The organism is Leclercia sp. LTM14 (assembly GCF_023736175.1).
In the GTDB taxonomy this organism is placed as follows: domain Bacteria; phylum Pseudomonadota; class Gammaproteobacteria; order Enterobacterales; family Enterobacteriaceae; genus Enterobacter; species Enterobacter barmai.
Genome location: NZ_JAIKTT010000002.1, coordinates 808,767 through 825,461, shown reverse-complemented (window position 1 = coordinate 825,461; position 16,695 = coordinate 808,767). Strand labels below are relative to the sequence as shown.

At 58.5% G+C, this 16,695-nt stretch carries 20 protein-coding genes; 13 read left to right on the top strand and 7 right to left on the bottom strand.

What is annotated here, in order from left to right:
- Nucleotides 1-192 precede the first annotated feature (192 nt).
- The 4 genes from dinI to mdtH all read right to left on the bottom strand — a co-directional run bounded on the left by dinI (nucleotide 193) and on the right by mdtH (nucleotide 3,560).
- A complete protein-coding gene (dinI, locus tag K5I40_RS08470) occupies nucleotides 193-438 on the bottom strand; it encodes a DNA damage-inducible protein I (RefSeq protein WP_138368624.1) in 246 nt (81 codons plus the stop codon).
- Between the two features lie 74 nt (nucleotides 439-512).
- Nucleotides 513-1,559: a dihydroorotase gene (gene pyrC / locus K5I40_RS08465; protein ID WP_138368625.1), complete on the bottom strand. Its 1,047-nt coding sequence runs from the start codon at nucleotides 1,557-1,559 to the stop codon at nucleotides 513-515.
- 109 nt (nucleotides 1,560-1,668) lie between these two features.
- Nucleotides 1,669-2,229: a lipoprotein gene (locus tag K5I40_RS08460; RefSeq protein ID WP_039028902.1), complete on the bottom strand. Its 561-nt coding sequence runs from the start codon at nucleotides 2,227-2,229 to the stop codon at nucleotides 1,669-1,671.
- 122 nt (nucleotides 2,230-2,351) lie between these two features.
- Nucleotides 2,352-3,560 carry a multidrug efflux MFS transporter MdtH gene (mdtH, locus tag K5I40_RS08455; protein ID WP_223074306.1) on the bottom strand — a complete coding sequence of 403 codons (1,209 nt, stop codon included), beginning with the start codon at nucleotides 3,558-3,560 and terminating at the stop codon, nucleotides 2,352-2,354.
- Nucleotides 3,561-3,918: 358 nt separating this feature from the next.
- On the opposite strand from mdtH, the gene rimJ reads away from it, so the two are divergent.
- The 4 genes from rimJ to murJ all read left to right on the top strand — a co-directional run bounded on the left by rimJ (nucleotide 3,919) and on the right by murJ (nucleotide 7,777).
- The gene (gene rimJ / locus K5I40_RS08450) at nucleotides 3,919-4,503 is read left to right on the top strand and encodes a ribosomal protein S5-alanine N-acetyltransferase (RefSeq protein WP_142489056.1); all 585 of its coding nucleotides are present in this window, start codon (nucleotides 3,919-3,921) and stop codon (nucleotides 4,501-4,503) included.
- A 9-nt stretch (nucleotides 4,504-4,512) separates the two neighbouring features.
- Nucleotides 4,513-5,163: a YceH family protein gene (locus K5I40_RS08445; protein ID WP_223074305.1), complete on the top strand. Its 651-nt coding sequence runs from the start codon at nucleotides 4,513-4,515 to the stop codon at nucleotides 5,161-5,163.
- Nucleotides 5,164-5,165: 2 nt separating this feature from the next.
- Nucleotides 5,166-6,089 carry a Gfo/Idh/MocA family protein gene (locus K5I40_RS08440; protein ID WP_223074304.1) on the top strand — a complete coding sequence of 308 codons (924 nt, stop codon included), beginning with the start codon at nucleotides 5,166-5,168 and terminating at the stop codon, nucleotides 6,087-6,089.
- Nucleotides 6,090-6,241: 152 nt separating this feature from the next.
- Complete coding sequence (gene murJ, locus K5I40_RS08435; RefSeq protein ID WP_223074303.1) at nucleotides 6,242-7,777, top strand: murein biosynthesis integral membrane protein MurJ; 1,536 nt, start codon at nucleotides 6,242-6,244, stop codon at nucleotides 7,775-7,777.
- 48 nt (nucleotides 7,778-7,825) lie between these two features.
- Here murJ and flgN read toward each other — a convergent pair whose 3' ends face one another.
- The 3 genes from flgN to flgA form a co-directional block, all read right to left on the bottom strand.
- The gene (gene flgN / locus K5I40_RS08430) at nucleotides 7,826-8,248 is read right to left on the bottom strand and encodes a flagella biosynthesis chaperone FlgN (protein WP_039028908.1); all 423 of its coding nucleotides are present in this window, start codon (nucleotides 8,246-8,248) and stop codon (nucleotides 7,826-7,828) included.
- A gap of 7 nt (nucleotides 8,249-8,255) precedes the next feature.
- On the bottom strand, nucleotides 8,256-8,543 hold the full coding sequence (gene flgM / locus K5I40_RS08425) for a flagellar biosynthesis anti-sigma factor FlgM (protein ID WP_039028909.1): 288 nt from the start codon (nucleotides 8,541-8,543) through the stop codon (nucleotides 8,256-8,258).
- A 93-nt stretch (nucleotides 8,544-8,636) separates the two neighbouring features.
- On the bottom strand, nucleotides 8,637-9,293 hold the full coding sequence (gene flgA, locus K5I40_RS08420) for a flagellar basal body P-ring formation chaperone FlgA (protein WP_039028910.1): 657 nt from the start codon (nucleotides 9,291-9,293) through the stop codon (nucleotides 8,637-8,639).
- Nucleotides 9,294-9,453: 160 nt separating this feature from the next.
- Between flgA and flgB the strand changes: the two genes are divergently transcribed.
- From flgB to flgJ, 9 genes are read left to right on the top strand one after another with little or no spacing between them, the layout of a single operon-like run.
- Complete coding sequence (flgB, locus tag K5I40_RS08415) at nucleotides 9,454-9,870, top strand: flagellar basal body rod protein FlgB (RefSeq protein ID WP_039028911.1); 417 nt, start codon at nucleotides 9,454-9,456, stop codon at nucleotides 9,868-9,870.
- Nucleotides 9,871-9,872: 2 nt separating this feature from the next.
- Entirely contained in the window at nucleotides 9,873-10,277 is a 405-nt protein-coding gene (gene flgC / locus K5I40_RS08410; RefSeq protein WP_039028912.1) for a flagellar basal body rod protein FlgC, read from the top strand.
- 11 nt (nucleotides 10,278-10,288) lie between these two features.
- Nucleotides 10,289-10,993, top strand: coding sequence for a flagellar hook assembly protein FlgD (gene flgD / locus K5I40_RS08405; RefSeq protein ID WP_039028913.1), 705 nt, complete (start codon nucleotides 10,289-10,291; stop codon nucleotides 10,991-10,993).
- A 26-nt stretch (nucleotides 10,994-11,019) separates the two neighbouring features.
- Nucleotides 11,020-12,300, top strand: coding sequence for a flagellar hook protein FlgE (gene flgE, locus K5I40_RS08400; RefSeq protein ID WP_039028914.1), 1,281 nt, complete (start codon nucleotides 11,020-11,022; stop codon nucleotides 12,298-12,300).
- A gap of 20 nt (nucleotides 12,301-12,320) precedes the next feature.
- On the top strand, nucleotides 12,321-13,076 hold the full coding sequence (locus tag K5I40_RS08395; protein WP_039028915.1) for a flagellar basal body rod protein FlgF: 756 nt from the start codon (nucleotides 12,321-12,323) through the stop codon (nucleotides 13,074-13,076).
- Nucleotides 13,077-13,087: 11 nt separating this feature from the next.
- On the top strand, nucleotides 13,088-13,870 hold the full coding sequence (flgG, locus tag K5I40_RS08390; protein WP_039028916.1) for a flagellar basal-body rod protein FlgG: 783 nt from the start codon (nucleotides 13,088-13,090) through the stop codon (nucleotides 13,868-13,870).
- A 57-nt stretch (nucleotides 13,871-13,927) separates the two neighbouring features.
- Entirely contained in the window at nucleotides 13,928-14,626 is a 699-nt protein-coding gene (gene flgH / locus K5I40_RS08385; protein ID WP_039028917.1) for a flagellar basal body L-ring protein FlgH, read from the top strand.
- A 12-nt stretch (nucleotides 14,627-14,638) separates the two neighbouring features.
- Nucleotides 14,639-15,736: a flagellar basal body P-ring protein FlgI gene (locus K5I40_RS08380; RefSeq protein ID WP_138368630.1), complete on the top strand. Its 1,098-nt coding sequence runs from the start codon at nucleotides 14,639-14,641 to the stop codon at nucleotides 15,734-15,736.
- A complete protein-coding gene (gene flgJ, locus K5I40_RS08375; protein WP_039028919.1) occupies nucleotides 15,736-16,689 on the top strand; it encodes a flagellar assembly peptidoglycan hydrolase FlgJ in 954 nt (317 codons plus the stop codon). The genes K5I40_RS08380 and flgJ overlap by 1 nt, the downstream gene beginning before the upstream one ends.
- Nucleotides 16,690-16,695: the final 6 nt, after the last annotated feature.

Here is a 16,695-nt window from a genome sequence, read left to right as displayed (position 1 = left end):
CAATAAATAAGGCTTCTGAAGGGAAAAAGAAACAGGGAGCACCACTTTTTTATCGCTTTTAGGATTGTTTGAACATTAAAACATCACCTTGCTGATGATTTTTGATGGACTCAAACAGATTATTTGCGCCTGGCTTGATTAGACGAAAAAAAGCCGGGGCGACCCGGCAAAAAACACAATGAAGGAGAAAATTTAATCGGTAATAAACCAGTCGTCAGCGCTCTCCCAGGTTTCCTGTAAAATTTCGCTGATGCGCTCTTTATCTTCTTTTGCGCCACCGATTACCGACAGATTGTTTGACCCCGCATAACGCACGGTGACAGCACCATCGCGTTCGGGAAAGGAGTGATTTATACGGCGGGAGAGTTCACCCGCCAGCGCGTCCAGCGCACCGGCAGGTAAAGCAGTTGTTCTGGCAATGGTCACTTCGATACGCATAGTTGCCCCCTGTGTAATATACTGTTTATTTATACAGTTATATTGTTGAACTTACAACAGGGGACAAACAATTTTTAACGCTTCACCGTCCACTGAACGGTTTCGCCCGCGAGGAACGGGATCAGCGTGTCGTCGGTCAGGGCGATCGACTCCACCACACTGCTCTCTTCGCGCACCAGTTCAACGAAGGTTTCGTTCACCGGCAGACCGTAGAAGCGCGGCCCGTTCAGGGAACAGAACGCCTCGAAGTGCTGCAGGGCGTTCATCTCGTCGAACACCTGGGCGTAGCTGGCAAGGGCCGTCGGGGCGTTAAAGCAGCCTGCACAGCCACAGCTGGCCTCTTTGCGATGACGGGCATGCGGCGCGGAATCGGTGCCGAGGAAAGCGCGCTCAAAGCCGCTGGCGACCAGCTCACGCAGGGCCTGCTGGTGAATGTTGCGTTTGAGGATCGGCAGGCAGTACAGGTGAGGACGCACGCCGCCCACCAGCATGTGGTTGCGGTTGAACATCAGGTGCTGCGGGGTGATGGTGGCAGCCAGAAGCTCATTGCCATCGCGCACGTATTCCGCCGCGTCTTTGGTGGTGATGTGTTCGAACACCACTTTCAGCCCCGGCAGGCGCTGGCGCAGTGGCTCCATCACGGTTTCAATAAAACGCGCTTCGCGGTCGAAAATGTCGATCTCGGCATGGGTCACTTCGCCGTGCACCAGCAGCGGCATGCCCAGTTTTTCCATGCGCTCCAGTACCGGCATAATCGCATCAGTGCTGGTGACACCGTGGCTGGAGTTGGTGGTGGCGTTGGCCGGATAGAGCTTGGCGGCGGTAAAGACCCCTTCGTTAAAGCCGCGTTCAATCTCATTAGGATCGAGCGTGTCGGTCAGATAACAGGTCATCAGCGGGGTAAAATCGTGACCGGCAGGCACGGCATCAAGAATGCGCTGGCGATAGGCAATAGCCGCGTCGACCGTGGTGACTGGCGGCACCAGGTTTGGCATGACAATCGCGCGGCCATAAATTTCACTGGTATACGGCACGACGGTTTTCAGCATATCGCCATCGCGAAGATGGATATGCCAGTCGTCTGGGCGGCGGATTTTCAAAACCTGGGATTGTACAGTCATGGATAGGCTCCGGCTGGGTGAGATGATTTTTGCCGGACACAAAGAATAGAGGGAAACGTTTTCGTTTGCACTCTTTTCTGTAAAAAAAGGCGCCGGAGCGCCTCAGAGGTTAATCGACGAAGGGGATAACAATCTCACCCGGCTTCACTTCGATGCCTTTCGCGTATTTTTTCGCCAGCGCTTCACCCTTGCTGTTATCTTCTTTCAGGATGTAAGCGGGCTGGCGATTAAAGTAGTTCTGCAGGGACTGGTTCAGGTACGGCATCAGCGTTTGCAGAACCGGTTTCATCTTGTCCGGCGACACGACGGCGTCGGCGATCTCCATCTGCTGCAGGTAGATAGCGCCCTGTTCTTTATTGAAGACCGGCAGCGCTTTTAACTTCAGCTTGATATTGGCTTTCTGGCTGCCGAACAGCGAGGTCATGTCCAGGCTGGCATCGCCGGAGAGCATCACTTTATTCGGCTCTTCACGCCCAATCTGGCTGGTAAGATTGGTCAGGACGATATGCGCATCGGCCACGCCCGGAACGCCAATATCTTTCGCAAAGTTATTGCGCTTCTGCAGGGCCTGGTTGATCTCCTGCTCACTGACGGTGTACTGGGTAAGCTGATTACAACCAACCAGCAGGCCGCTGACGATCAACGCAGTGGCAATAACAAATTTTTTCATGGTTTTCCTCGACATGATGTCAGCGCTTCAATCCTGACGGGCAAGTATGTCAGGGGACAGCCGGCCAGACCAGCAGAAAAAACTGATAACGGCGAAGAACAGGAATAGTGCCTGAGAATCGGTCAGGCACCGGGCTCCAGCATACCGGGGGCTGTGCGCCTGTGGCTGAACTGCCAGCCCAGTGCGAAGAAGGTCATCAACCCGATCAGGGCCAGCATCATCCACGGCAGTTCAGGCTGGTTGAAGGCCTTCCCGGCGTCGAATAGCCAGCCGCCGCCGGCATAGCCCAGCGCGCCGCCAATCGCCAGCCCGAGACGGCTAAAGCCCATATAGCTGCCCCGCGCACGGGCGTCCGCCAGCTGCGCGCTCAGGGTTTCGCGGGCGGGCTCAGCAATGATTGAGCCGATGTAGAAGGTGCAGATCAGGATAAACAGCTGCTGCAGCGAGCCCACCATCCCGACAGGCAACATGCTCAGGGACATGATCAGCAGCCCCGCCATCAGGCGGTGCTCAAGGCGGAAGCGTTTTTCGCTCCAGCGGGCGATGGGGTAGAGCAGGGTGAGGGAGAGACAGGCCTCAATGGCGTACATCCACTTTACCGCCGCCGGAGAACCAGCGATATCGTTGACCATGATCGGCAGCATCAGCATCACCTGCACCGCCAGCATGTAATAGCCCGCCAGCGTCAGGACGTAGGTGATAAAGCGTTTGTCACGCCAGACGCGGTCGAGCCCTTCCCGCACCGGTGCTTTGACGGTGGAGAGTTTCCACGCGGGTAGCAGCCAGGCATTGAACGCCGCGCAAAGGATAAACAGCACCGCGCCGGTGGCGCAGACCAGGCGGAAATCATACTGCAGCAGCCAGCTTCCCAGCAGCGCACCCACCACCGCACCGGCGCTGTCCTGCATCATCAGCAGCGAGAAAAAGCGCCCGCGATGCTGAGGGCGGATCAGTTTGACCACTAACGCCGTGCGCGGCGGGTCGAACAGGGTGCCGCCAAGCCCGGAGACGATACAGGAGACCCACAGCAGCCAGGGTTCGTGAGCGATCGCCATGGTGGCAAAGCCCGCCGCCCGCAGCAGCATGCCGGTGACAATCATCGGTTTCGCGCCAAAGCGGTCGGCAATCGCTCCGCCAAACACCCCCAGCCCCTGCTGAACGAACTGGCGCAGACCCAGCGCAATGCCGACCATTAATGCCGCCCAGCCCATCTGATCGACAAAGCGAATCGAAATAAGCGGAAAAACGACAAAAAAGCCGAGCACAACCAGCATGTTATCGACAAGCAGGAAATATTTACCCAGGCTCCGGGCCTTCGAGATACGGGACATTTCCCCTCCAGGGAAAGATACCCGTCATACTTCAAGTTGCCGGTGCGTTGGCCTCCTCGCTCACCCCTGTCACTTACCGGAGTAAGCTCCTGGGGATTCGCTGCGTCGCCGCCTTCCTGCAACTCGAATTATTTAGGGTATCAAGATAATGAGCGCGCTAATATTCTGCGGTGTCGGCAGGTTTTTTCCCACTGCGCAGGCGACAATATTTTTTTATCAAAAGGGTACTTTGATTGAGGGTTTTCATCGAAAAATGTGAAAAGTCTCCAAAATGGTATGTCACTGTTTTCCCGAAAGGCAGCGGCGCAGGTATAGTAAAGCTAACGGGTCAAGGTTGTAACATGAAGGAGTTGTATCCATGTTTGGCTATCGCAGTAATGTGCCGAAAGTGCGCCTGACGACTGACCGGCTGGTGGTTCGCCTCGTGCATGAGCGTGATGCCTGGCGGCTGGCGGACTACTACGCTGAGAATCGTCAGTTTTTAAAACCCTGGGAACCCGTACGGGATGAGAGCCACTGCTATCCTTCCGGCTGGCAGGCCCGGCTGAGCATGATTGCCGAGTTCCACAAGCAGGGCTCGGCGTTCTATTTTGCCCTGCTGGACCCCGATGAAAAAGAGATCGTCGGTATCGCCAACTTCTCTAACGTGGTGCGGGGCTCGTTTCACGCCTGCTATCTGGGCTACTCCATCGGACAAAAATGGCAGGGGCAGGGGCTGATGTTCGAGGCTCTGACCTCGGCGATCCGCTATATGCAACGTACCCAACATATGCACCGCATTATGGCCAATTATATGCCGCACAATCAGCGCAGCGGCGATCTGCTGGCGCGCCTCGGATTTGAAAAAGAGGGCTACGCCAAAGACTACCTGCTGATTGACGGCGAGTGGCGCGATCATGTCCTGACGGCGCTGACAACCAAAGAGTGGAGCGCGGGGCGCTAAGGAACAGAGATGAAATATCAATTAACCGCCACAGAAGCGCGCGTCATCGGCTGCCTGCTGGAGAAGCAGGTCACCACCCCGGAACAGTATCCGCTCTCGGTGAATGCCATCACCCTGGCCTGCAACCAGAAGACCAACCGTGAACCGGTGATGAACCTGGCCGAGCATGAGGTGCAGGATCAGCTCGATGCGCTGGTCAAACGCCACTACCTGCGCACCGTCAGCGGTTTTGGCAATCGCGTGACCAAATATGAACAGCGTTTTTGCAACTCCGAATTTGGTGCCCTGAAGTTGAGCGCCGCCGAAGTGGCGATCGTCGCGACCCTGTTGCTGCGGGGCGCCCAGACGCCGGGCGAATTGCGCACCCGCGCCGCGCGCATGCATGAGTTCGCCGATATGCAGGAAGTGGAGCAGACTCTCGAAGGGCTGGCCGCCCGGGAGGATGGCCCGTTTGTCCTGCGTCTGGCGCGCGAGCCCGGCAAGCGTGAAAGCCGCTATATGCATCTCTTCAGCGGTGAGGTTGAAACCGTCGTCGCGGCGGTGGAAGCCGTGGCGCCGGCAACCGACGAAACCTTACTGGCCCGCGTGGAAGCGCTGGAAAATGAAGTTGAAGAACTTAAGCAGCGCCTCGATTCGCTGCTGGCACATCTGGGAGATTAACGGTGACAAAATTACGAGTGGGCGTGGTAGGGCTGGGCGGTATCGCCCAGAAAGCCTGGCTGCCGGTGCTGAGCGCCGCGTCAGACTGGACGTTGCAGGGCGCCTGGTCGCCGTCCCGGGATAAGGCTTTGCGGATCTGCGAGTCGGTACGCATGCCTTACTACGAATCGTTGCAGGAGCTGGCCCGCGCCTGTGATGCGGTCTTTGTCCATACTTCCACCGCCACCCACTATCAGGTGGTCAGCGAGTTGCTGCATGCCGGGGTGCATGTCTGTGTCGATAAACCGCTGGCGGACAATCTGGCCGACGCCGAGCGGCTGATCGACCTCGCCGCGCAGAAAAAACTGACCCTGATGGTCGGCTTTAACCGTCGCTTTGCGCCGCTCTACCAGCAGCTCAAAACCCAGCTGAACGGCGCGGCATCGCTGCGGATGGACAAGCATCGCGCCGACAGCATCGGGCCCAACGATCTGCGTTTTACCCTGCTCGATGACTATCTGCACGTGGTGGACACCGCCCTGTGGCTGGCGGGGGATAACGCGCAGCTGACCGGCGGTACCCTGCAAACCAATGAGCAGGGGGAGATGGTCTATGCCGAGCACCATTTCAGTACGGGAACGCTGCAGGTAACCACCTCCATGCACCGCCGGGCAGGGAGCCAGCGGGAGTGGATCCAGGCGGTAACGGACGGGGCGCTTCTGGACGTGACCGACATGCGCGAATGGCGCGAAGAGCGGGGAGCGGGCGTGGTCACGCCGGCGATACCGGGCTGGCAAAGCACTCTGGAGCAGCGCGGTTTTGTCGGCTGCGCGCGCCACTTTATCGAATGCGTGCAAAATCAGACGGTTCCTGAAACATCGGGCGAACAGGCGATCCGCGCCCAGCGCATCGTGGAGAAGCTCTGGCGCGATGCCATGAGCGAATAACCCGCTGTAACATCTGCCCATAGCAATTCGCGTTTTTACGAGTAGACTAGGCGCGTTTATTGTCTTGCAGGCCGGGTAAGCGCAGCGCCTCCCGGCGAGAATCACGCCTGCTTTGCAGGCGTTTTGCCGTCTGGTAGTGGAAATTCACGTTAATGAACCTATTAAAATCGCTGGCCGCCGTCAGCTCGATGACCATGTTTTCGCGCGTGCTGGGCTTTGCGCGCGACGCCATTGTGGCGCGGGTGTTTGGCGCAGGAATGGCGACTGACGCCTTTTTTGTTGCTTTTAAACTGCCTAACCTGCTGCGCCGTATCTTTGCTGAAGGGGCGTTTTCTCAGGCTTTCGTTCCTATTCTGGCTGAGTACAAAAGCAAGCAAGGGGAAGATGCGACTAAGGTGTTTGTCTCCTACGTCTCAGGACTGTTGACCCTCGCCCTGGCGATCGTTACGGTGATGGGGATGCTGGCGGCGCCCTGGGTGATCATGGTCACCGCCCCCGGCTTTGCCGATACCGCCGACAAGTTTGCCCTGACCTCGCAGCTGCTGCGCATCACCTTTCCTTATATTCTGCTGATCTCGCTGGCGTCGCTGGTTGGGGCCATTCTCAACACCTGGAACCGCTTCTCGGTCCCGGCGTTTGCGCCGACGTTTCTGAACGTCAGCATGATCGGCTTTGCGCTCTTTGCCGCGCCGCACTTCCATCCGCCGGTCCTGGCGCTGGCGTGGGCGGTGACGGCGGGTGGGGTGCTGCAGCTGGCGTATCAGCTGCCGCACCTGAAGAAAATCGGCATGCTGGTGCTGCCGCGCATTAACCTGCGCGATGCCGGGGCGATGCGGGTGGTTAAGCAGATGGGCCCGGCGATCCTCGGCGTGTCGGTAAGCCAGATCTCGCTGATCATCAACACCATCTTCGCCTCGTTCCTCGTCTCCGGGTCGGTTTCCTGGATGTACTACGCCGACCGCCTGATGGAGTTTCCGTCCGGGGTGCTGGGTGTGGCGCTGGGGACCATTTTGCTGCCTTCGCTCTCCCGCAGTTTCGCCAGCGGCAACCATGATGAGTACTGTCGCCTGATGGACTGGGGGTTACGCCTCTGCTTCCTGCTGGCGCTGCCAAGCGCGGTGGCGCTGGGGATCCTCGCCAAACCGCTCACCGTCTCCCTGTTCCAGTACGGAAAATTTACCGCTTTTGATGCAGCGATGACCCAGCGGGCGCTGGTCGCCTATTCGGTGGGCTTGATGGGACTGATCGTGGTGAAAGTGCTGGCCCCGGGCTTCTACTCACGTCAGGACATCAAAACGCCGGTGAAAATCGCCATCGTGACGCTGATCATGACCCAGGTGATGAACCTGGCGTTTATCGGCCCGCTGAAGCATGCCGGTCTGTCGTTGTCCATCGGTCTCGCAGCCTGTCTCAATGCCGGGCTGCTCTACTGGCAGCTGCGCAAGCAGCAGATCTTCACCCCGCAGCCGGGCTGGGCGAGCTTCCTGCTGCGTCTGGTGATTGCCGTGCTGGTGATGGCGGCGGCGCTGGTGGGGATGCTGTACGTGATGCCGGACTGGTCGCTGGGCACCATGCCGTATCGTCTGCTGCGCCTGATGGCGGTGGTCGTGGTGGGTGTGGTGGCGTACTTCGCCACCCTCGCGGTGCTGGGCTTTAAGGTTAAAGAGTTCGCCCGCCGCACGGCGTAAAAAAGGGGAGCGCCGGTCGGTGCTCCCCTTTTTTTGGCTATCGCCTGATTAAATCGAAAATTTCTTCCCGCCGGTGCGTGAGCTGGCTGTCTGGCCATCGGCGCCATACAGTCCTGTCTCCTGATGCGGCTTAAGCACCTCAAGCGCCTGCTGGTTGCGAAGGATTTGACCCTCAAGTAACCATCCGTTGTGCTGATTCAGATCGCGCAGATGCTGCGTTTTTTCAGTAATAGTTTGCCAGCGATCGACGACATCATCATTTGCACTGTGGCGCGCGGATTGCTCGCCGCGTCGCTGCTGTTCAAGGTAGTCCAGCGTGGCCAGCAAAGAGCTTTTGTCTTCTGTAATGCGCTGCAGCGCGCTGCCGTGAACATTCCCGGCAGAGAGCTGCTGTTGTTCGGCGTCCATCACCGTCTTCAGGTCGTTCAGCACGACCGTCATTTGATCCATTATTTCCGTCAGACGACTCATACGGTGATTACTCTAAGAAACTTTGCGCATCCTGGATCAGCGCATCAGCGATTTTACTGGTATCCATTTTTAGCTCGCCATTACGGATGGCGGTTTTCAGCGCTTCAACGCGTTCCATGTTGATATCGTTGCTACCAGGCTGCATCAGTTTCGCCTGGGCATCGCTCAGCGTGACGCTGGTGCTGTTGGCGGTCGCCGATTTCTGCGGGCGAGTCTTTGCAGTGGCAGTGTCATTCAGCTCGCGCGGTTGTACAGGGCTAACCGGCTTCAGGGGCGATGTACGATCAATGCTCATTATGTTGTCCTCATCGAGGGTTCGCGGCGTTGGCGCCTGACATCATCATTTGTTACTTATTTATCGGCAGCCGCCGCATAATCTTTAAAAAGATTATAGGTTAATCAGAATATTCCCATCCGTATCGACGGTTCCGCTTACCACCTGGCCCGATGTCATCCTGACCCGTGCATTCTGCGCGACCGCGGCATTGTTCAGCGCCTGGCCTTCACCGTTGACGCTAAAGCCGTCGCCGCTGGCAATCACCATCACCCGCTGCCCGGCTTTGATTCGCCAGGACTGGCGCAGCATCGACAGCTGTAACGGCTGTCCTGGCACCAGATCCCGCAGCGTGACGGCATTTTGCACCTGGTTTATATCCAGAATAGCCCGCGGTGGAAGCTGATCCAGCCTGCCGCGCTTCAGCGTAACGCTGCCCGGCTGCAGGGCGGCCCCCCGGGGGATGCTCCGGGACGCGACAACATAATCGCCCGTCGCCTGAACTGCAACCTGAATAAACCGTTTTTCATTGCCACATTGTGCCCTGACGCTGACGTTGCCCCACAGCTTTGTGTTGCCGGGGGCGCTGAATTCAGGCGTCTCGCAGGAGGGACGCATGTTGTCTGGCGTGCGGACCTGCACCGAAACCTCATCGCTGAATCCCGCCAGCCGTTGGGCAAAGAACGCCGTCAGCTGGGCATCGAGATCCTGTGCCTGCGAAAGGGCGCTCCACAGGAGCAGGGTTGCGGTCACACCACGTTTGAATGCCATATCGCCAGTTACCGTCGGTTTAATGATGAGCAGAATTCTACCTGTAGCGCATTGGCATCAACGCAATAAATAGCGACGCATTTTGCGCTTATTCCGTCGATGAAGGAGATGGGGTGAGATTTAAGCTATCCACTGAAATTTTGCCATCAGCGGAGGAGACATGCTCGATAAACTCGACGCCGCGCTACGTTTTCAGCAGGAAGCGCTCAACTTACGCGCCCAGCGTCAGGAGATTCTGGCCGCCAATATCGCAAACGCTGATACCCCCGGGTTTCAGGCGCGTGATATCGATTTTTCCAGTGAATTAAAGAAAGTGATGGAGCGCGGCCGGGCCGAAAATAGCGGTGTCGCCCTCGCGCTGACCTCTGCACGCCACATTCCCGCAGAGACCGTGACCACCCCGAATATCGATTTACTTTATCGCGTTCCCGATCAGCCATCCCTGGACGGCAACACCGTCGATATGGACCGCGAGCGTACGCAGTTCGCCGATAACAGCCTGAAGTACCAGATGGGACTGACCGTTCTCGGCGGGCAGATTAAAGGCATGATGAATGTACTGCAAGGAGGCAACTAATAATGGCCTTACTCAATATCTTTGATATCGCGGGTTCAGCGCTGACCGCGCAATCCAAACGTCTGAACGTGGCCGCCAGTAACATGGCGAACGCCGACAGCGTGGCCGGCCCGGACGGGCAACCCTACCGCGCCAAACAGGTTGTGTTTCAGGTGGATGCTGCACCGGGTGCACAAACCGGCGGGGTAAAAGTCGCCAGTGTGATTGAGAGCCAGGCACCGGACAAACTGGTGTACGAGCCGGGCAATCCGCTGGCTGACGCCAATGGCTACGTCAAGATGCCGAACGTGGATGTGGTCGGCGAGATGGTGAACACCATGTCAGCGTCCCGCAGCTACCAGGCCAACGTTGAAGTGCTGAACACCGTGAAGAGCATGATGCTTAAAACGCTCACTCTGGGCCAGTAAAGGAGAGATCAATGTCTATTGCCGTTAATGTAAATGACAGGTCAGCGACTACGGGTGTCTCCGGCACCACGGGCAGCAGCTCGCTGACCGGAAGCAACGCTTCCGATCTGCAAAGCAGCTTTCTGACGCTGCTGGTTGCGCAGCTGAAAAACCAGGACCCGACCAACCCGATGCAGAACAACGAACTGACCACGCAGCTTGCGCAGATCAGTACGGTGAGCGGCATCGAGAAGCTCAACACCACTCTGGGTTCCATTTCAGGGCAGATCGACAGCAGCCAGTCGATGCAGGCCAGCACCCTGATTGGTCATGGCGTGATGATCCCGGGAACCACCGTTCTGGCGGGCAGCAGCACCACCGACGGCACCAGCACCACCTCCACCACGCCGTTTGGCGTTGAGCTGCAGCAGAGCGCCGACAAAGTGACCGCCACCATCACCGACAAGAACGGTGCGGTGGTTCGCACTATTGATATCGGCGAACTGAAAGCCGGTGTTCACACCTTTACCTGGGACGGCACGATGACCGATGGCAGCAGTGCGCCAAACGGTTCTTATAACGTGGCAATTTCCGCCAGCAGCGGCAGCACGCAGCTGGTGGCCCAGCCGCTGCAGTTCGCGATGGTGCAGGGCGTGATCCGCAGCAGCAGCGGTAACACGCTGGATCTCGGGACTTACGGTACAACTACGCTCGACGAAGTTCGGCAGATTATTTAAGCCTTAACCCTTATCAGGAGTAACAAATGGCCTTTTCACAAGCGGTCAGCGGCCTGAATGCTGCAGCCACTAACCTCGACGTCATTGGTAACAACATTGCCAACTCCGCGACCTATGGCTTTAAGTCCGGTAGCGCGTCGTTCGCAGACATGTTCGCCGGCTCCAAAGTGGGTCTGGGCGTAAAAGTTGCTGGTATCACCCAGGACTTCGCTGACGGTACCACCACCAACACCGGCCGTGGTCTGGATGTCGCTATCAGCCAGAACGGTTTCTTCCGTATGCTCGACAGCAACGGTTCCGTCTATTACAGCCGTAACGGTCAGTTCAGCCTGGACGAAAACCGCAACCTGGTGAACATGCAGGGTCTGCAGGTAACGGGTTATCCGGCAGGCGGCACCCCGCCAACGGTACAGACCGGCGCGAACCCGCAGCCGATCACCATCCCAAACAACCTGATGTCGGCAAAAGCGACCAGCACCGCGGCCCAGCAGATCAACCTGAACTCTACGGACAGCGTGCCGACCATTGCGTTTGACGTGACCAACGCCAACCCGGATTCGGACAGCTACAACAAGAAAGGCACCATCACCGTTTATGACAACCAGGGTAACGCCCACAACATGTATGTCTACTACGTGAAAACGGCAGACAACAAGTGGGATGTCTATTCACAGGATGGCAGCGTGGCGAACGGCAAGATCACCAAATCTGCCCAGATGAGCTTCGACAGCAACGGTAACCTGGAAGGCGTTTATAACTACACCGCCATGGGCACCACGCCGGAAACCTGGACGATGAGCGCCACGGCAAATGCCAACGCGTCTATCAACGTGACTACCGATCCGCTGAGCGGCGCGCTGCCGGTGACCTTCTCCCTGAGCTTCCTGAACTCCATGCAGCAGAACACCGGGGCGAACAACATCGTGGCCACCAACCAGAACGGCTACAAGCCGGGCGATCTGGTGAGCTATCAGATCAACGATGACGGCACCGTTGTGGGTAACTACTCCAACGAACAGAACCAGGTTCTGGGGCAGATTGTGCTGGCAAACTTCGCCAACAACGAAGGTCTGCAGTCTGAAGGTAACAACGTCTGGTCTGCCACGCAGTCCTCCGGCGTCGCGCTGCTGGGCACCGCCGGTTCCGGTAACTTCGGTACCCTGACCAACGGCGCGCTGGAAGCCTCCAACGTCGACCTGAGTAAAGAGCTGGTCAATATGATCGTCGCGCAGCGTAACTACCAGTCGAACGCGCAGACCATCAAAACCCAGGATCAGATCCTCAACACGCTGGTTAACCTCCGCTAAGTGGCTGACGGGATAGCTTAATGGATCACGCAATATATACCGCGATGGGCGCGGCCAGTCAGACGCTTAATCAGCAGGCCGTGACCGCCAGTAACCTGGCGAACGCCTCCACGCCGGGTTTTCGCGCGCAGCTGAACGCCATGCGCGCCGTCCCGGTGGAAGGCCTCTCCCTGCCAACGCGTACGCTGGTGACGGCGTCCACTCCTGGCGCCGATATGACGCCGGGGCAGATGGATTACACCTCGCGCCCGCTCGACGTGGCGCTGCAGCAGGACGGCTGGCTGGCGGTTGAGACCGCCGACGGCGGCGAAGGCTACACCCGTAACGGGAACATCCAGGTGGATTCGGTCGGGCAACTGACCATCCAGGGGCGTCCGGTTATTGGTGAGGGCGGCCCGATCACCGTGCCGGAAGGCTCGGAGATCACCATCGCGGCAGACGGTACTATCTCCGCCCTGAACCCGGGCGATCCGCCGAATACCGTGGCCCCGGTTGGCCGCCTGAAGCTGGTAAAAGCCGAAGGTTTCGAAGTGCAGCGTGGCGACGACGGTATGTTCCGTCTGACCCAGGCGGCGCAGGCTACCCGTGGCCCGACATTGCAGGCCGACCCGAGCATTCGCGTCATGTCTGGCGTGCTGGAAGGCAGTAACGTTAAGCCGGTGGCCGCGATGACCGACATGATCGCCAGCGCACGCCGTTTTGAAATGCAGATGAAGGTGATCTCCAGCGTTGATGAAAACGCCGGTCGCGCCAACCAACTGCTGTCAATGAGTTAACAGGACTTCTTATGATCAGTTCTTTATGGATCGCGAAAACGGGTCTCGACGCGCAGCAAACCAATATGGACGTCATCGCCAACAACCTGGCGAACGTCAGCACCAACGGGTTTAAGCGCCAGCGTGCCGTTTTCGAAGATTTGCTTTATCAAACCATCCGCCAGCCAGGGGCGCAGTCGTCTGAACAGACCACGCTGCCTTCCGGCCTGCAGATCGGTACCGGTGTTCGCCCGGTGGCGACCGAGCGTCTGCACAGCCAGGGCAACCTGTCCCAGACCAACAACAGCAAAGACGTGGCGATCAAAGGCCAGGGCTTCTTCCAGGTTCAACTCCCGGACGGCACCTCTGGCTACACCCGTGATGGTTCGTTCCAGGTCGATCAGAACGGCCAGCTGGTGACCGCAGGCGGTTTCCAGGTGCAACCGGCGATCACCATTCCGGCGAACGCCCTGAGCATCACCATCGGGCGTGACGGGATCGTGAGCGTGACCCAGCAGGGGCAGGCCGCGCCGGTGCAGGTTGGCCAGCTTAACCTGACCACCTTCATGAACGACACCGGTCTGGAAAGCATCGGTGAGAACCTGTACATCGAAACCCAGTCCTCCGGTGCGCCGAACGAGAGCACGCCGGGTCTGAACGGTTCAGGTCTGCTGTATCAGGGGTATGTGGAAACCTCAAACGTCAACGTCGCGGAAGAGCTGGTGAATATGATCCAGGTGCAACGCGCGTACGAAATTAACAGTAAAGCAGTGTCGACGACCGACCAGATGCTGCAGAAACTGACGCAACTCTAAGGTGCAGTCCGGTGCGGTTCGCGCCGCACCGGCTCCCTGTTTTCGAAGATGAAGGCAATGCAAAAACACGCGGCGATTCGTTATCCGATAGTGACTCTCCTGGCCGTTACCCTCAGCGGTTGCGCCTGGGTTCCGTCTCAACCGTTGGTGCAGGGTGCGACTTCCGCCCAACCCATTCCTGGCCCGACCCCGGTAGTGAATGGCTCAATTTTCCAGACCGCGCAGCCGATTAACTACGGTTATCAGCCGCTGTTTGAAGACCGTCGCCCACGTAATATCGGCGATACGCTGACCATCCAGCTGCAGGAAAACGTCAGCGCCAGTAAGAGCTCGTCGGCGAATGCCAGCCGCGACGGGAAGACTAATTTTGGCTTCGACACCGTGCCACGCTACCTCGAAGGCCTCTTCGGTAATGCGCGCGCCGATGCCGAGGCGTCTGGCGGCAACTCCTTTAACGGAAAAGGCGGCGCCAATGCCAGCAACACCTTTAGCGGCACCCTGACGGTCACCGTCGACCAGGTGCTGGCGAACGGCAATTTACACGTTGTGGGTGAAAAACAGATCGCCATCAACCAGGGCACTGAGTTCATTCGCTTCTCCGGTGTGGTTAACCCTCGCACCATCAGCGGCTCCAACACCGTACCGTCCACCCAGGTGGCCGATGCGCGCATTGAGTACGTCGGCAACGGCTACATCAACGAAGCGCAGAATATGGGCTGGTTGCAGCGCTTCTTCCTTAACCTCTCACCGATGTAATCGAGGTGACCTATGTTTAAATCCCTCTTCGGGTTCCTGCTGGTGCTGGTGGCAACCTGCGCCCAGGCCGACCGTATTCGCGATCTCACAAGCGTACAGGGCGTGCGGGAAAACTCACTGATCGGTTACGGTCTGGTGGTGGGGCTGGACGGTACGGGTGACCAGACCACCCAGACGCCGTTCACCACCCAGAGTCTGAACAACATGCTCTCCCAGCTCGGCATTACCGTGCCGGCCGGGACCAACATGCAGCTGAAAAACGTGGCGGCGGTTATGGTCACCGCCTCCTTCCCGGCCTTCGCGCGCCAGGGGCAGACCATCGACGTGGTGGTCTCCTCCATGGGTAACGCAAAAAGCCTGCGTGGCGGCACCCTGCTGATGACTCCGTTGAAAGGGGTGGACAGCCAGGTCTATGCCCTGGCGCAGGGGAACATCCTCGTTGGCGGGGCGGGAGCCTCCGCAGGCGGCAGCAGCGTGCAGGTAAACCAGCTTAACGGTGGGCGTATTACGAACGGGGCCGTCATCGAGCGTGAGCTGCCGACTCAATTCGGCACCGGCAACACCATCAACCTGCAGCTGAACCAGGATGACTTCACCATGGCGCAGCAGATTGCGGATACCATCAACCGCGGCCGCGGCTTCGGCAGCGCCACCGCGCTGGATGCCCGCACCGTGCAGATCCGCGTCTCCAGCGGCGGCAGCAACCAGGTACGTCTGCTGGCAGATATCCAGAATATGGAAGTGAACGTCACGCCGCAGGACGCCAAAGTGATCATCAACTCCCGTACCGGCTCGGTGGTCATGAACCGTGAGGTGACGCTGGACAGCTGTGCCGTGGCGCAGGGCAACCTCTCCGTTACCGTTAACCGCTCGGCGAACGTCAGCCAGCCGGATACGCCGTTTGGCGGCGGTGAAACGGTGGTTACGCCGCAGACCCAGATTGATTTACGCCAGAGCGGCGGCTCGTTGCAGAGCGTGCGTTCCAGCGCCAACCTGAACAACGTGGTACGTGCCCTCAACGCTCTGGGCGCCACCCCGATGGATCTGATGTCGATTCTGCAGTCCATGCAGAGCGCGGGCTGTCTGCGCGCCAAACTGGAAATCATCTGATGCTGACCGATAGCAAACTGCTGAGCAGCGCGGCCTGGGATACCCAGTCGCTCAACGAACTGAAGTCCAAAGCGGGTAAAGATCCGGCGGGGAATATCCGCCCGGTGGCCCGCCAGGTGGAGGGGATGTTTGTCCAGATGATGCTGAAAAGCATGCGTGAAGCCCTGCCGAAAGACGGCATCTTCAGCAGCGACTCAACGCGTCTGTACACCAGCATGTATGACCAGCAGATTGCGCAGCAGATGACCGCCGGTAAAGGGCTCGGGCTTGCGGACGTGATCGTCAAGCAGATGGCGGCCGCCCAGGGCGTGCCGCCGGAAGATGCGCCGCAGCAGGTGCCGATGAAGTTCGATCTGGAAAAGGTGACCAGCTATCAAAATCAGGCCCTGACCCAGATGGTGCGTAAAGCGGTACCGAAGGCACCTGAAAGTAACGATGAACCCCTCACCGGCGACAGCAAAGACTTCCTGGCGCAGCTCTCGCTGCCGGCGCGTCTTGCCAGCCAGCAGAGCGGGGTGCCGCATCACCTGATCCTCGCCCAGGCGGCGCTGGAGTCGGGCTGGGGGCAACGTCAGATCCGCCGCGAGAACGGCGAACCGAGCTTTAACATCTTCGGCGTCAAGGCGTCGGGAAGCTGGAAGGGGCCAACCACCGAGATCACCACCACCGAATATGAAAATGGCGAGGCGAAAAAGGTCAAAGCCAAATTCCGCGTGTACAGCTCGTATCTGGAGGCGCTTTCAGACTATGTCGGCCTGCTGAGTCGTAACCCGCGCTATGCGGCAGTGACCCAGGCCGCGACGGCAGAGCAGGGGGCGCAGGCGTTGCAGAATGCGGGCTACGCTACCGACCCGCAGTATGCCCGCAAGCTGACCAGCATGATTCAACAGCTGAAATCGATGGGTGAGAAAGTCAGCAAAGCCTACAGCAACGATATCGAAAATCTGTTCTGAAAGTTC